Annotated in this window: 15 protein-coding genes; 8 read left to right on the top strand and 7 right to left on the bottom strand. The window is 67.7% G+C overall.

The features are described 5' to 3' along the window. The first annotated feature begins 86 nt into the window (after positions 1-86). From NA3_RS07530 to clpX, 3 genes are all read left to right on the top strand, one after another. Entirely contained in the window at positions 87-674 is a 588-nt protein-coding gene (locus NA3_RS07530; protein WP_062962776.1) for an ATP-dependent Clp protease proteolytic subunit, read from the top strand. A gap of 40 nt (positions 675-714) precedes the next feature. Beyond that, positions 715-1,383 (top strand): ATP-dependent Clp protease proteolytic subunit, encoded by a 669-nt coding sequence (locus NA3_RS07525; RefSeq protein ID WP_062962775.1) that lies wholly within the window; start codon positions 715-717, stop codon positions 1,381-1,383. 341 nt (positions 1,384-1,724) lie between these two features. After that, entirely contained in the window at positions 1,725-3,005 is a 1,281-nt protein-coding gene (gene clpX / locus NA3_RS07520) for an ATP-dependent Clp protease ATP-binding subunit ClpX (RefSeq protein ID WP_062962956.1), read from the top strand. Positions 3,006-3,099: 94 nt separating this feature from the next. On the opposite strand, the gene NA3_RS07515 is transcribed toward clpX, so the two are convergent. Continuing rightward, positions 3,100-3,675 carry a carboxymuconolactone decarboxylase family protein gene (locus NA3_RS07515; RefSeq protein ID WP_062962774.1) on the bottom strand — a complete coding sequence of 192 codons (576 nt, stop codon included), beginning with the start codon at positions 3,673-3,675 and terminating at the stop codon, positions 3,100-3,102. 165 nt (positions 3,676-3,840) lie between these two features. Between NA3_RS07515 and NA3_RS07510 the strand changes: the two genes are divergently transcribed. Together NA3_RS07510 and NA3_RS07505 are read left to right on the top strand one after the other, a co-directional pair. Continuing rightward, entirely contained in the window at positions 3,841-4,440 is a 600-nt protein-coding gene (locus NA3_RS07510) for a TIGR03086 family metal-binding protein (RefSeq protein WP_128145397.1), read from the top strand. A 109-nt stretch (positions 4,441-4,549) separates the two neighbouring features. Continuing rightward, positions 4,550-5,008 carry a MarR family winged helix-turn-helix transcriptional regulator gene (locus NA3_RS07505; RefSeq protein WP_062962772.1) on the top strand — a complete coding sequence of 153 codons (459 nt, stop codon included), beginning with the start codon at positions 4,550-4,552 and terminating at the stop codon, positions 5,006-5,008. Positions 5,009-5,204: 196 nt separating this feature from the next. Here the strand turns inward: NA3_RS07505 and NA3_RS07500 are convergent, their stop codons facing one another. From NA3_RS07500 to NA3_RS07485, 4 genes are all read right to left on the bottom strand, one after another. Then, positions 5,205-5,738 carry a hypothetical protein gene (locus NA3_RS07500; RefSeq protein WP_062962771.1) on the bottom strand — a complete coding sequence of 178 codons (534 nt, stop codon included), beginning with the start codon at positions 5,736-5,738 and terminating at the stop codon, positions 5,205-5,207. Positions 5,739-5,811: 73 nt separating this feature from the next. Further along, the gene (locus NA3_RS07495) at positions 5,812-6,216 is read right to left on the bottom strand and encodes a nuclear transport factor 2 family protein (RefSeq protein ID WP_062962770.1); all 405 of its coding nucleotides are present in this window, start codon (positions 6,214-6,216) and stop codon (positions 5,812-5,814) included. 78 nt (positions 6,217-6,294) lie between these two features. Then, positions 6,295-7,206: a formate dehydrogenase accessory sulfurtransferase FdhD gene (fdhD, locus tag NA3_RS07490; RefSeq protein WP_062962769.1), complete on the bottom strand. Its 912-nt coding sequence runs from the start codon at positions 7,204-7,206 to the stop codon at positions 6,295-6,297. A 37-nt stretch (positions 7,207-7,243) separates the two neighbouring features. Further along, a complete protein-coding gene (locus NA3_RS07485) occupies positions 7,244-9,547 on the bottom strand; it encodes an FdhF/YdeP family oxidoreductase (RefSeq protein ID WP_062962768.1) in 2,304 nt (767 codons plus the stop codon). A 194-nt stretch (positions 9,548-9,741) separates the two neighbouring features. On the opposite strand from NA3_RS07485, the gene NA3_RS07480 reads away from it, so the two are divergent. After that, positions 9,742-10,191 (top strand): hypothetical protein, encoded by a 450-nt coding sequence (locus NA3_RS07480; protein ID WP_062962767.1) that lies wholly within the window; start codon positions 9,742-9,744, stop codon positions 10,189-10,191. 3 nt (positions 10,192-10,194) lie between these two features. Here NA3_RS07480 and NA3_RS07475 read toward each other — a convergent pair whose 3' ends face one another. Further along, positions 10,195-10,662: a MarR family winged helix-turn-helix transcriptional regulator gene (locus tag NA3_RS07475; RefSeq protein WP_062962766.1), complete on the bottom strand. Its 468-nt coding sequence runs from the start codon at positions 10,660-10,662 to the stop codon at positions 10,195-10,197. A gap of 62 nt (positions 10,663-10,724) precedes the next feature. Here NA3_RS07475 and NA3_RS07470 point away from each other — a divergent pair, with 62 nt between their 5' ends. Further along, positions 10,725-11,081, top strand: coding sequence for a hypothetical protein (locus NA3_RS07470; protein ID WP_062962765.1), 357 nt, complete (start codon positions 10,725-10,727; stop codon positions 11,079-11,081). Positions 11,082-11,102: 21 nt separating this feature from the next. Here the strand turns inward: NA3_RS07470 and NA3_RS07465 are convergent, their stop codons facing one another. Next, the gene (locus tag NA3_RS07465; protein ID WP_227994967.1) at positions 11,103-12,581 is read right to left on the bottom strand and encodes an MFS transporter; all 1,479 of its coding nucleotides are present in this window, start codon (positions 12,579-12,581) and stop codon (positions 11,103-11,105) included. 98 nt (positions 12,582-12,679) lie between these two features. On the opposite strand from NA3_RS07465, the gene NA3_RS07460 reads away from it, so the two are divergent. Beyond that, the gene (locus NA3_RS07460; RefSeq protein WP_062962763.1) at positions 12,680-13,117 is read left to right on the top strand and encodes a MarR family winged helix-turn-helix transcriptional regulator; all 438 of its coding nucleotides are present in this window, start codon (positions 12,680-12,682) and stop codon (positions 13,115-13,117) included. The last annotated feature ends 19 nt before the right edge of the window (positions 13,118-13,136 follow it).

Raw genomic sequence — 13,136 nt, 5'->3', positions numbered from 1 at the left:
GTGCCGGCAGGCATCGTGCCGGCGAGAGAGGGCAGGTATCCGTGACAATCAATCAGGCTGTGGCACCTTTGAAGTCGGGGCCGGTCATGACATCCGCGACTGCTGGGCTCAACCTCAGTGATTCGGTGTACGAGCGTTTGCTCCGCGACCGCATCATCTTCCTGGGCACCCAGGTCGACGACGACATCGCCAACAAGCTGTGCGCGCAGATCCTGCTGCTCACGGCCGAGGACCCGAACCGCGACATCTCGCTCTACATCAACTCGCCCGGTGGGTCGGTCACGGCGGGTATGGCCATCTACGACACCATGCAGTTCGCCGAGTGCGATATCGCGACCATCTCGTTCGGCCTGGCGGCTTCGATGGGCCAGTTCCTGCTCACCGCGGGCACCAAGGGCAAGCGCTACGCGCTGCCGCACACCCGGATCATGATGCACCAGCCCTCCGCCGGCATCGGCGGCAGCGCGGCCGACATCTCGATCTACGCCGAACAGCTCGCCCACACCAAGCGGGAGCTGAACGAGCTGCAGGCGTTGCACACCGGCCAGTCCGTGGAGCAGGTCACCGCCGACGCCGACCGCGACCGCTGGTTCACCGCGGCCCAGGCCCTGGAGTACGGCTTCATCGACCACGTGATCACCAATGCACGCCAGGCGAACGGCGCCGGTAACTGAGCGCGAAACCGCTCATCCCCCATCGACTTTGGAGACGAAGATGACCCTGATCGATCCGCGTGCCGGCCTGTCCGGCATCGCACCGGCGAGCCCGCAGGCGCGCTACATTCTGCCGTCGTTCATCGAGCACTCGAGCTTCGGCGTCAAGGAGTCCAACCCCTACAACAAGCTGTTCGAGGAGCGCATCATCTTCCTCGGCGTGCAGGTGGACGACGCCTCGGCCAACGACATCATGGCGCAGCTGCTGGTGCTGGAGTCGCTGGATCCCGACCGCGACATCACCATGTACATCAACTCGCCCGGTGGTTCGTTCACCTCGCTGATGGCCATCTACGACACCATGCAGTACGTGCGTGCCGATGTCGCGACGGTCTGCCTGGGCCAGGCGGCCTCGGCGGCAGCGGTGCTGCTGGCGGCCGGTACGCCGGGTAAGCGGGCCTGCCTGCCCAACGCCCGCGTGCTGATCCACCAGCCCTCGCTGGAGGGTGGCATCCAGGGTCAGGTCTCCGATCTGGAGATCCAGGCCGCCGAGATCGAGCGCATGCGCCGGTTGATGGAGACCACGCTGGCCCGCCACACCGGCAAGGATGCCGACACCATCCGCAAGGACACCGATCGCGACAAGATCCTGACCGCCGACGAGGCCAAGGACTACGGGATCATCGACACGGTGTTCGACTACCGCAAGCTGAGCGCCCAGAAGAAGTGATCGGACGCCGGTCCGGGCGGCGGAGCGAGGTCGGCACCGCCCGGACCGGCAGCCGGGATGGTCGTGGCGAGCGTGTCGGGTGAGCTTTCCGACACTCTCTCCGCGAGAAACATCCTCGAGTTGTCGACCTCCGTCGCGTCGACCGGGTACGGTCGGTCTAGGGACCTTGGCTCATGGGGTGTCGGCACACACGACCGACCCGGACGGCATACGCCGAAGTGCGAGAATCCGATCGACGCGCGACACTGATCGGATGCACGGCGGGTAGCGTTGTTCGAAGGCGGCTTGTCGGCATCCGGGACAGACGGTTGCACGCGGACAAGGAAGTAGGGACCCACGAGATGGCGCGCATCGGTGATGGCGGCGATCTGCTGAAATGCTCGTTCTGCGGAAAGAGCCAGAAGCAGGTCAAGAAGCTCATTGCGGGACCAGGGGTGTACATCTGCGACGAGTGCATCGACCTCTGCAACGAGATCATCGAAGAGGAGCTGGCCGAGTCGAGTGAGGTCAAACTCGACGAGCTGCCCAAGCCGGCGGAGATCCGGGAATTCCTCGAGCAGTACGTGATCGGCCAGGATTCGGCCAAGCGCACGCTGGCGGTGGCCGTCTACAACCACTACAAGCGCATCCAGGCCGGTGACAAGGGCCGCGACAGCCGCGGCGAGCCGGTCGAGCTGATGAAGTCGAACATTCTCATGCTCGGCCCCACCGGCTGCGGTAAGACCTACCTCGCGCAGACGCTGGCCAAGATGCTCAACGTCCCCTTCGCCATCGCGGACGCCACCGCGCTGACCGAGGCCGGCTATGTCGGCGAGGATGTCGAGAACATTCTGCTGAAGCTGATCCAGGCCGCCGATTACGACGTCAAGCGCGCCGAGACCGGCATCATCTACATCGACGAGGTCGACAAGATCGCTCGCAAGAGCGAGAACCCGTCGATCACCCGCGACGTCTCCGGTGAGGGCGTGCAGCAGGCGCTGCTGAAGATCCTCGAGGGCACCCAGGCGAGCGTGCCGCCGCAGGGCGGGCGCAAGCATCCGCATCAGGAGTTCATCCAGATCGACACGACGAACGTGTTGTTCATCGTGGCCGGCGCCTTCGCCGGACTGGAGAAGATCGTGCAGGACCGGGTCGGCAAGCGCGGCATCGGTTTCGGCGCCGAGGTCCGGTCCAAGGCCGAGATCGACACCGCGGACCACTTCGCCGAGGTCATGCCGGAGGATCTGATCAAGTTCGGCCTGATTCCCGAATTCATCGGCCGCCTGCCGATGGTCGCCTCGGTGACCAACCTGGACAAGGATTCGCTGGTCCGCATCCTGTCCGAGCCGAAGAACGCCCTGGTGAAGCAGTACGTCCGGCTGTTCGAGATGGACGGCGTGGACCTGGAGTTCACCAAGGACGCGCTGGAGGCCGTGGCGGATCAAGCCATCCTGCGCGGCACCGGCGCTCGCGGTCTGCGCGCCATCATGGAAGAAGTGCTGCTGCCGGTGATGTACGACATCCCGAGCCGCGACGATGTCGCCAAGGTGGTCATCAACGCCGATACGGTCAACGACAACGTGCTGCCGACCATCGTGCCGCGCAAGCGCCAGGCGGCCGAACGCCGCGAGAAGTCGGCCTGATCCGAGAACGGCGCAATTCGATAGCTACGACGAAGGGGCGGGAGGTCCACCTCCCGCCCCTTCGTCGTGCCCGCGATCCGGGATGGCGTTTCGCTCAGTCCTGCGCCCAGGGCACTCGACAGGAATCGGTGCTGAAGCCCTGTGCGGTGATGCCGAGCGCCGAGTACGTGCGGGCGCGGGAATTCTCCAGTGCGATCTGATAACTCAACTCCACGACGCCCGCATCGCCGAACCGCGCCCGCAGGTCCTCGATCTGCTCGTCGGTGACCGTGGTGGGAGTGGCGGTCATGGCGTCGGCGTAGGCGATCGCGGCGCGTTCGTCGTCGCTGTAGGCCGCCGAGGTCCGGTAGTCCGCGATCTGCTTCAGCTTGTCGATGTCGAGGTGGCTCAGCCGCATGAGCATCGTGCCGAAATCGACGCACCAGGAGCAGCCGATCGTCCAGGCCACCCGGTAGACCGCGATCTCGAGAACATCGTCGGGGACGACGGAGGTGGCGCGTCCGACCAGTGATTCGTGGGCCGCGTACGCCGTGAGCATCTTCGGGTGGTTGGCGATCACGGCCATGGGCTCGGGCACCTCGCCGAACCTGCGCTTGCCGATGCGGTACATGATCCGGGTCAGCGGGCCCGCCTGCTGCGGCGGCACCGGGGGGATGCGGGTGGCACTCATGATTCTCCCTTCGGAGGACGGTTCACCCCTTGGACGAGACGCCGTCCCGCGATGTGACGGGGCGCGACTGTGATGCCGGTCTCACCTACTTCGCAGCGTAGTCGCCGCGATGCGAGGGAACTGATAAGCATGGACATACGATACGCGTGCGCATATGATATGCCAATGACTAATATTTCCGAGCTCGACCGCAAGGCGGTCGACTACAGCGTGACGATCGTGTCGAAGGTGTCACCTGCCGATCTGCACCGGCCCACGCCGTGTGGCGAATGGGATCTCACTCAACTGCTCACCCATATGGCCGTGCAGCATCGCGGCTTCGCGGCGGCCGCGCGTGGGCGCGGTGGCAATGCGGCCGTCTGGCATATGGATCCCCCGGCGGATCCGGTGGCGGTGTATCGCGAGGCGGCGGCCGATGTGACGGCGGCCTTCTCCGAAGCCGGTGTGCTGGACAGGAATTTCGAACTTCCCGAATTCGGCCCCGGGTTCCACGTTGCGGGCCGTCAGGCGATCGGCTTCCATCTCATCGACTATGTCGTGCACGGGTGGGATGTGGCCCGGGCGATCGGTCTGCCCTACGACCTGGATCCGGACCTGGCGGAGCCCGCCCTGCGGATCGCCGAGGCGGTGCCCGACGGGGACTTCCGCTTGCAGCCGGGTTCGGCGTTCGCGCCCGCGGTGCCGAATACCGACCCCGCCGATCCGCTCGCTCGGATCCTCAGCCTGCTGGGCCGGTCGCCGTCCTGGCCGGCAGGAGCGAAATAGGCACTCGCACAACGAGATTGCTCGTCCCGGCGCTCGAACTGCCGGCGGCCTCGGCGATGTCGGCCGGACCGCGGCGGGCGCGGATCGGCGAGGACGTATCTTGTTCGGCATGGCGGATGCGCAGCGACCGGATCTGGCGGCGATGATCGTGCCGCTCGGACGTGCCCTGATGGCGGCCGAGCGGCCGGTACTGGAATCGCACGGGCTGACGATGTGGGCGTATTCGGTGCTGCTGGCACTGGGCCGGGGGCCGGCGCGAGGGCAGGGCGTGCTCGCGGAGGAGATCGGTGCCGACAAGACCCGCATCATCGCCGTCCTCGACGATCTGCAGGAGCGCGGCCTGATCGAGCGTTATCCGGATCCGGCCGATCGGCGGGCCCGGCTGCTGGCGGTGACCGCGGAAGGGCGGGCCCTGGCGAAGGCGGCCCAGGCCGATATCCAGGCCAAGGAGGAAGCACTGCTCGGCCGGCTGGATGCGGCGGACCGAGCGGGATTCCTCAACGCACTGGCGGCGTTGGCGGCGGTTCCGCGCGCCGACATCGCCGGCGCGGGCGCGGAACCGCAGTAGACGTATCGAGTTGTGGCCGTAGCGGGTCGATCTGCTGGTCGGAGGCGGTGACGACCGGTTGCCCCGTCGCGCCCGTTGCCGAAGATCGTCGTTGATCTTCCGTGGTTCGCCGTTGAACCTTTTCTCCGATGCTTGCTCATCGCCGCCGGTGTCGGCGCTGTTACCGCTGGTGGCGCCGGCTCCTGTCACCGCGCTTTCATCTATTACGACGGCGCGGGAACCGGATATTCATCGGCGCCGGGTCCCGCAGTTGGACGCGTTCGCGCGGTGCGGCCAGGACGACGGCCGCGGCGAGTGCCGGCAGCAGTGCCGCGGCGATCAGACTGAGGGCGTAGTTGCCGCCGCTCATCTGGTCCGGCTTGTGCGCGGCGTGATAGATGAGGTGGGGAACTCCGAAGACCAGCCATCCGATCCCGGCGACTCGGGCCACCACACTGTCGCGGTAGTACAGCGCCGCCAGGCTGACCGCGCCGAGGCCGAGGAAGAACGCCCCGACATCGGTGGCCAGATGGTGGTTGTACGGGCCGTCCATGCCGACCCAGTTCAGTCCGAAGCCGGGGAAGCTGCGAAACCACGGTTCGGGCAGCAGCAGCGCCCAGACGCCGACCACGACACCGTTGATCGCCAACAGCCACAACGAGATTCTGGTGATCAGCCGGCGGCGGCGGTTGGCGTCCAGGCGCATGCGTACCTGGACCCCCTCACCCGTGCCGTGTACCGAAATCCGCATCGCGCGCCCTCCCGTCCGCCGGTTGTCGCCTTACGGTAAGCCGGGCAAAACGGATGGACAAGAGGGGGAACGGCTACCGCGCCGACGGTCCGGTCGCGGGGCTCAGATCTGTTCGCTGATCAGGTCGTCGGGGCCCCCAGTAGGCCCGCATGCTCGTGATCCGGCCCTGCTCGTCGAATTCCATGGCGTCGATCGCCGAGAGGGTCATCCGGTGGCCGCCGGCCTCGCCGACGAGGGTGAACGAGACGGCGGCGTGGTTGCCCACGATGCGGGCGGCGTGCAGCTCGGTCTTGCGCTCCATGGACTCCAGCGCCTGGTAGAGCTGTTCGATGGCCTCGTGACCGTGGCGCGGGTCGCTGCCGATCGGATCCTCGACGACGGCATCGGGTGCGTAGAGCGACAGGATTTCCGAGGTCGGGCCGGTGGCCACCAACTGCACGTAGCGTTCGGCCGTTTCGCGGATCTGCTGCGCTGCCATGTGAACTCCCAAGAAATTGAAACGTGTTCTAGTTGGCAGGGTAGCAGGGTCGCGCGGATCCGGTCGCGGGTTCGCGGGTCAGGTGCCGGTGGCCGCCGCGGGCGTGGTCTCGAGCCGGTCGGCCCCACTGTAGATGTTCATGGTGTCGCCGCGCAGGAATCCGGCCAGGGTGAGCCCGTTGTCGGCGGCCAGGTCGACGGCCAGTGAACTGGGCGCCGAGACCGCGCCGAGTACCGGAATACCCGCCATGACGGCCTTCTGGACGAGCTCGAACGAGGCCCGGCCACTGACGATCAGCAGTGTGTCGTGCGCCGGTACGCGGCCTTCGCGCAGCGCCCAGCCGACTACCTTGTCCACCGCGTTGTGCCGGCCGATATCCTCGCGCACGACCAGTGCGGTGCCGTCGGGAGTGAACAGCCCGGCCGCGTGCAGCCCGCCGGTGGCGTCGAAAACCGCTTGGCGCGAACGCAACTCGTCGGGCAGCGTGGCCAGCAGCGCCGGATCGACGCGTGGTGAACCGGCCGGCAGACGGAAGCGGCTGCGCGTGCGCACCTGATCGAGCGCGGTGGTGCCGCACAATCCGCACGAGCTGTTGGTCACGAATCCGCGGGGCTGGACGGGAACGGCCCGGCGCAACTGGATGTCGAGCACGTTGTAGGTATTGCGGCCTTCGGTGTCCGATGGCGGCGCTTCCGAGGGCCCTACGTGGTTACGCGGGCTGCCTCCTTCGGGCCCGCCGGGCGCGCCGCGGACGGTCCCGGCGCAGTACCTCGCCGACACGATGTCGTCGGCCGACTCGATGATGTTCTCGCTGAACAGGAATCCGTGCAGCAGGTCGATGTCGTGGCCGGGGGTGCGCATGGTGACGGTCAGTGCCGTCCCGTCGACGCGCAGTTCCAGCGGCTCCTCCACAGCGAGCGTATCGGGCCGGGAGACGATGCCCGCGGGCGTGATGCGCCGGGTGGGTCTGCGCGCGGTTACTCTGCTCACAAGCTGCCTCGCAGTTCTGGTCGGTGCCGGCGGGTGGTCACGCGGTGATGTGGCGGTGCGGTTCCAGCCGGATCACGACCGCCTTGGAGACCGGGGTGTTGGAGCGCTCGGCGACGTGGCCGAGCGGGACCAGGGGGTTGGTTTCGGGGTAGTAGGCCGCGGCGTTGCCGCGCGGCGTGGCGTAGCCGACGATCCGGAAACCGGTGACCCGGCGCTCGACGCCGTCGCTGAATTCGGAGATCAGGTCGACGAGATCGCCGTCGGCGAAACCGAATTCGGCGATATCGTCCGGATGCACCAGCACGACGCGGCGGGCGTTGTGAATGCCCCGATAGCGGTCGTCGAGGCCGTAGATCGTGGTGTTGTACTGGTCGTGGCTGCGCAGCGTCTGTAACAACAGCCGCCCCTGGGGGATTCGCGGCCAGTGCAGGTCGTTGACCGCGAAGTTGGCCTTCCCGGAGGCGGTGCGGAATTCGCGGCTGTCGCGGGGCGGGTGCGGCAGCTGGAAACCGTTGCGACTGCGGACCTTCCGATTGTAGTCGGCGCAGCCGGGCACCACCCGGCCGATGGCGTCGCGGATGTGGTCGTAGTCGCGGCGGAACCGTTCCCACGGCACGGGGTGATCGGGGCCGAACAATTCGGCGGCCAGCTCGCAGACGATCGCGACCTCGCTGCGCAGATCGTCGCTCACCGGCCGCAGCCGGCCGGTGGACAGATGCACCATCGACATCGAATCCTCCACCGACACCTGCTGTCTGATCCCGTCCTGCAGATCGAGATCGGTGCGGCCGAGGGTGGGCAGAATCAGTGCGGTGCGGCCGTGCACGACGTGGCTGCGGTTGAGTTTGGTCGAAATCTGCACGGTGAGTTCGCAGGCGCGCAGGGCGGCCTCGGTGACCTCGGTATCCGGAGTGGCCGAGACGAAATTGCCGCCCATGCCGATGAACACCCTGGCGCGCCCGTCGCGCATGGCCCGGATGGAATCGACCGTGTCCCAGCCGTGTTCGCGCGGCGCGGTGATGCCGAATTCGGAATCCAGTGCGTCGAGGAAACTCTCGGGCATCTTCTCCCAGATGCCCATGGTCCGGTCGCCCTGCACGTTGGAATGCCCGCGCACCGGGCAGACGCCCGCGCCCGGTTTGCCGATCATGCCGCGCAGCAGCAGCAGATTCGTCGCCTCCTCGATGGTGGCGACGCCGTGGCGCTGCTGGGTCAGGCCCATGGCCCAGCAAATGATGGTGGACTTCGAGCGGGCCAGCAGTTCGGCCGTGCGGTCGAGCTGTTCGCGGGTGAGGCCCGTCGCGTCGACCACCTCGTCGAGATCGACTGCGCGCATATGCTTTTCGTATTCGACGAAGCCGGCGGTGTGCGCGTCGACGAAGGCCCGGTCCACCACCGTGCCGGGCGCGCGATCCTCCGCGTCGAACAGCAGTTTCGCCAGGCCCTGGAACAGTGCCATATCGCCGCCGAGCCGAATCTGCAGGAATTCGTCGGCGATGGTGACGCCGGAGGTGAAACCCTTCACCGTCTGCGGGTCCCGGAAGCCGATCAGTCCGGTCTCCGGTAGCGGATTCACCGCGATCACCGTGGCGCCGTGCGCTTTCGCGGTGCTCAGGGCCGACAGCATGCGCGGATGGTTGGTCCCGGGGTTCTGTCCCGCCACGATGATCAGATCGGCGGCGGCGAAATCGTCGATCGACACCGATCCCTTGCCGATGCCGATCGACCGGGTCAGCGCCGCACCGGAGGATTCGTGGCACATGTTCGAACAGTCGGGCAGATTGTTCGTGCCGAAGCTGCGCACCAGCAGCTGATAGAGAAAGGCCGTCTCGTTGGCGGTGCGCCCGGAGGTGTAGAACACGGCTTCGTCCGGGGAGGCCAGGCCGCGCAGGGTGTCCGCGATCAGCCGGTAGGCCTGCTCCCACGCGATGGGGGAGTAGTGGGTGTCGCCGGGCCGCAGCACCATCGGATGGGTCAGGCGTCCCTGCTGTCCCAGCCAGTACCCGGTCTTGCCGGCGAGATCGTCCAGCGAGTGGGTGGCGAAGAACTCCGGCGTGACCGTGCGCAGCGTCGCCTCCTCGGCGACGGCCTTGGCCCCGTTCTCGCAGAATTCGGCCGGTCGGCGGTGGCCGGTGGGTTCGGGCCACGCGCAGCCGGGGCAGTCGAAACCGTGGCGCTGATTGACCCGGGTGAGGGTGCGGGCGGTGCGGACGACGCCCATCTCCTCGACGGCCCGGTCGAGGGCGACCGCGACGGCGGTGACGCCGGCGGCCTGCTCTTTGGGCGGGGTCACCGCCAGCTTGGCTTCATCGATATCGCGGGTCGGCGGTTTGCGGTGCATGGCCCCATCGTCCTCCTGCGCGTGCGGGTGCCGTCTCCGGCCCGCCGATCGCGCGACATCGAGACCGCGAACCGGGCCGCACAGCCGAGCCTACGGGGTATCGTGCCGACAGACCGTGCGGCGCTGTCGGGGGATGTTCGCGCAGGACAGACGGTCTCGGTTCACGCTGCGGCGCCTACGACGAGGACGGCATCATGCACGAGACGACGATCAGCGGGCCGCCCCGGCAGCGGGCGCGCCGCCGGGCCGCCACGGTCATGGCCGGCGGCATTCTCGGTGCCGCGGCGGTGTTCGCGCTCGCGATCCCGCAGACGGCGAATGCCGCGGTGACCAGACTCGGCGCCACGCCCGACATGAACTTCGGCATCGCCACGAATTACGGCAGCGGCTGCAGTTACACCCTGCAGGCCGATGTCACCGATCCGGTCGCGCCGGTCACCTTCTACGACAACGGAACCCCGATCGGCGTGGCGCCGCCCGGTGGCGCGTATGCGCTCATCGCGTGGGTTCCGGCGGTTCCGGGGCAGCACACGCTCAGCGCGGTGCAAGCCGGCCGGCCCGCGCAGATGCCGGCCGCGACGCTCGCACTTCGGGTCGGCACCGGCATCCACCTGGGGTATGCCTGCCTGGTCGCCGGCGGTTAGGACTCACCCGGGCGAGTGAACGTCTCCCGCGCCCGGTAGCCCCGCGTCGGCGGCGAGGACGGCCAGTGCCGACTGCAGGGCGCTGCGCTGTGCGGCGGTCAAGGAGCCGGTGAATTCGTGGTCGAGTCGCCGCGCCCGTTCCTCGGTCGCGGCGAGCAATTCGCGCCCGTGGTCGGTGAGGGTGAGGATCTGACGCCGGCGGTCGTCCGGATCGCGATCGCGGCGGACCGCCCCGAGTCGTTCGAGATGGTCGGCCAATGCCACGACCAGGCTGGGGGCGACACCCAGCCTGGTCGCCAGGTCCTGCTGTGAGGCGGCGACGTCGTGATCGAGAGCGACCAGCACGCCGACGTGTTTCGGCTTGAGATCCAGCTCCTCGATCGCCACGGCGAAACGATCGGTCACGAGCGCGCCCAGGGTGCCGAGGCGGAAGGCGATCGTCGCGGGAACCGCGGTCTTGACGTGCTTCACGTCCCCGAGTATATCTTTGCCTGAATGATTCAGAGAATGAATGATTTATCTGGAGAATGATTATGCTGGTTGCCGCTGTGGTCGCCAATTCGGTGGTGGCCGTGATCTCCGGTGTGTCGTGCCTGATCGGCCTGGCGCGACCGCGTCTGGCCCTGGCGGAGGGGGAGGAGCTCACCTCGGCGGCGACGTTCTTTCTCGGCGCCTATGCCGCGCGCGCCCTGCCGCTGAGTGTGGTGACCGTGGCCGTGCTGGTCGCGGGGAGCGAGGCGGCCGCGCTACCGGTGCTGGTGGTCGCCGGATCGGCTCAGATCGGCGATGCGATCGTCGGTGTGCGCCAGAGGAATACGCCGATGGCGATCACCTGCGTCGGGTTGGCGGCGGTGCACCTGGCCACGGCGGCATGGCTGTTCGCGCGGTGAGGGCCATGCCGCCGGGTGATCTCAGCCGACCCGGCTGGGAAGCTCGGCCAGATCGAACGATGCCGTGCCACTTCCCGTTTCGGCCGCGCCGAGTTCGCCGCCGTCGGTTCCGGCGTCGCGGCCTTCCGGTCGCAAGCCGAACAGGGCGGCCAGCACGGTCGCCGCACACGCCGCGGCGCCGACCCAGAAGGCGATGGTGAACTGACTCTCCTGCGGCAGCGGGAGATGGGGCAGCAGTTTCGCGGTCAGCAGGGTGGTGATGATGGCGCTGGCCAGCGAGCTGCCGACGGTACGGGAGATCGAATTGATGCCGTTGGCGATTCCGCTCTGGTGATGCGGGACGCTCGCCGCGATCAGTGCGGGCATCGCCGCGTAGGCGAAGCTGATCGCGACACCGATCACCACGCTCGCGGCGATCACCGAGCCGGTGGCATCGTGTGCCAGTGCCAGCCAGCCGAATCCGGCCGCGCCGATCGCGCCCGACAGGGCCAGCACCCGACGGCCGCCCAGCCGGCCGACCAGAATTCCGCCCGCCGGTGCGGCCAGCATCGAGGACAGTGTGGCGGGCAGGAGATATTCGACCGAGGCCCGCAGGATCGAGGCGCCGAAGCCGTAACCGGCCACCCGCGACGGCATCTGGGCCAGGTAGGACACGCCCATGAACTGCATGAACATCGCGAAGCCGATGAACATGCCGGACAGGTTGGTGAACAGCACCGGCCGGTGGGTGAACATCCGCAGATCGACCAGTGGGGCCCGCACTCGCCGCTCGGTCGCGACCCAGGCCACCGCCGTCGCGATCGCGCCGGCAAAGCAGGCGATCGTGGTCGCGGAGGTCCAACCCCATTCGTGCCCTTGGGAAATGGGCAACAGCAGCAGGACGAGGAAGCCGCCGAGCGTGATCGCGCCGGGCAGGTCGACACTGCCCGGATGCCGCTTACCCGTGGCCGGCACCGCCACCGCGGCCGCGGCCAGCGCCACCACCGACAGCGCCGCGGTGAACCAGAACACGATGTGGTAGTCCGGGTCGGCTCCCTTGGTCAGCAGGCCGGTCGACACCAGGCCGAGGCCGCCGCCGAAGCCGAGGGTGCCGCTGACGATCGCCATCGCGTGATGCAGCCGGCGCGCCGGAATCTCCTCCCGCAACACGGCCAGGGCCAGCGGGAAGATCGCGGTCGCCACACCCTGCAGCACTCGGCCGACCAGTAGCACGCTCAGCGAATTCGCCAGCGCCGAGACCGCGGAACCGGCCGTGGCCACGGCGAGGACGCCCAGCAGGGTCGGCTTCTTGCCGTAGAGGTCGCCGATGCGGCCCAGCAGCGGTGTGAAGACCGCGGCCGACAGCAGGGTCGCGGTGGTCACCCAGCTCACCGATGTGGTCGAGACCTGCAACTTCGTCGCGATCAGGCCCAGGATCGGCACGGCCTGGGTCTGCATGACGGTGACGATCATCGCCGCGAAGGCCAATACGCCGGTCAGCAGTGAACCTCTGCGCTCCACAGCCACCTCCAGAAATTGAAGACCTATATGTTTGAAGACTTCAAGTATTTAAGGAGGCGACGATAGCCGTTGTCAATCGTTTCGGTAGCATCGGAGCTATGTCACCGGACACAGCGCAGAGCCCGCTGGCATTGCTGATCGCACGATTCGTCTCGGCTTATCTGCAGGATTTCCTGACCGCGGCCGAGGGGCACGGGCTCACGCTGACCCAGGCCAAACTGCTGCTGGCGCTCAACGAACCGTCCGCCGAACTGCCCATGCGGGTGCTGGCCGACCGGATGGCGTGCGATCCGTCGAATCTGACCGGTGTCGCCGACCGGATGGAAACGCGGGGCCTGATCCGGCGCACGGTGAATCCCGCCGACCGGCGCGTCAAATACCTCGCGTCCACCGACGCCGGCCGTGAGCTGGCCGCGCAGATCCGCGGCTCGCAGGTGCGCGCGTACAAGGCGCTGGCCGAATTGACGGCGGAGGACGAAGAGGTGCTGCGTGAGTTGCTGGAACGTCTGGTCCCGAAACTCGAGAACGCGGAGTAGCGCCGCGGCGGCAGGGCCT

The sequence above is a fragment of the Nocardia africana NBRC 100379 genome (genome assembly GCF_001612635.1).
GTDB classification, from domain to species: Bacteria; Actinomycetota; Actinomycetes; order Mycobacteriales; family Mycobacteriaceae; genus Nocardia; species Nocardia africana.
This window is presented reverse-complemented; position numbering and strand designations above follow the sequence as displayed.

What these genes read in the sequence shown, in the direction of transcription:
- NA3_RS07530 (WP_062962776.1), top strand. Translation starts at nt 87, where the DNA reads ATGACATCCGCGACTGCTGGGCTCAACCTCAGTGATTCGGTGTACGAG.
- NA3_RS07525 (WP_062962775.1), top strand. Translation starts at nt 715, where the DNA reads ATGACCCTGATCGATCCGCGTGCCGGCCTGTCCGGCATCGCACCGGCG.
- clpX (WP_062962956.1), top strand. Translation starts at nt 1,725, where the DNA reads ATGGCGCGCATCGGTGATGGCGGCGATCTGCTGAAATGCTCGTTCTGC.
- NA3_RS07515 (WP_062962774.1), bottom strand. Translation starts at nt 3,675, where the DNA reads ATGAGTGCCACCCGCATCCCCCCGGTGCCGCCGCAGCAGGCGGGCCCG.
- NA3_RS07510 (WP_128145397.1), top strand. Translation starts at nt 3,841, where the DNA reads ATGACTAATATTTCCGAGCTCGACCGCAAGGCGGTCGACTACAGCGTG.
- NA3_RS07505 (WP_062962772.1), top strand. Translation starts at nt 4,550, where the DNA reads ATGGCGGATGCGCAGCGACCGGATCTGGCGGCGATGATCGTGCCGCTC.
- NA3_RS07500 (WP_062962771.1), bottom strand. Translation starts at nt 5,738, where the DNA reads ATGCGGATTTCGGTACACGGCACGGGTGAGGGGGTCCAGGTACGCATG.
- NA3_RS07495 (WP_062962770.1), bottom strand. Translation starts at nt 6,216, where the DNA reads ATGGCAGCGCAGCAGATCCGCGAAACGGCCGAACGCTACGTGCAGTTG.
- NA3_RS07485 (WP_062962768.1), bottom strand. Translation starts at nt 9,547, where the DNA reads ATGCACCGCAAACCGCCGACCCGCGATATCGATGAAGCCAAGCTGGCG.
- NA3_RS07480 (WP_062962767.1), top strand. Translation starts at nt 9,742, where the DNA reads ATGCACGAGACGACGATCAGCGGGCCGCCCCGGCAGCGGGCGCGCCGC.
- NA3_RS07470 (WP_062962765.1), top strand. Translation starts at nt 10,725, where the DNA reads ATGCTGGTTGCCGCTGTGGTCGCCAATTCGGTGGTGGCCGTGATCTCC.
- NA3_RS07460 (WP_062962763.1), top strand. Translation starts at nt 12,680, where the DNA reads ATGTCACCGGACACAGCGCAGAGCCCGCTGGCATTGCTGATCGCACGA.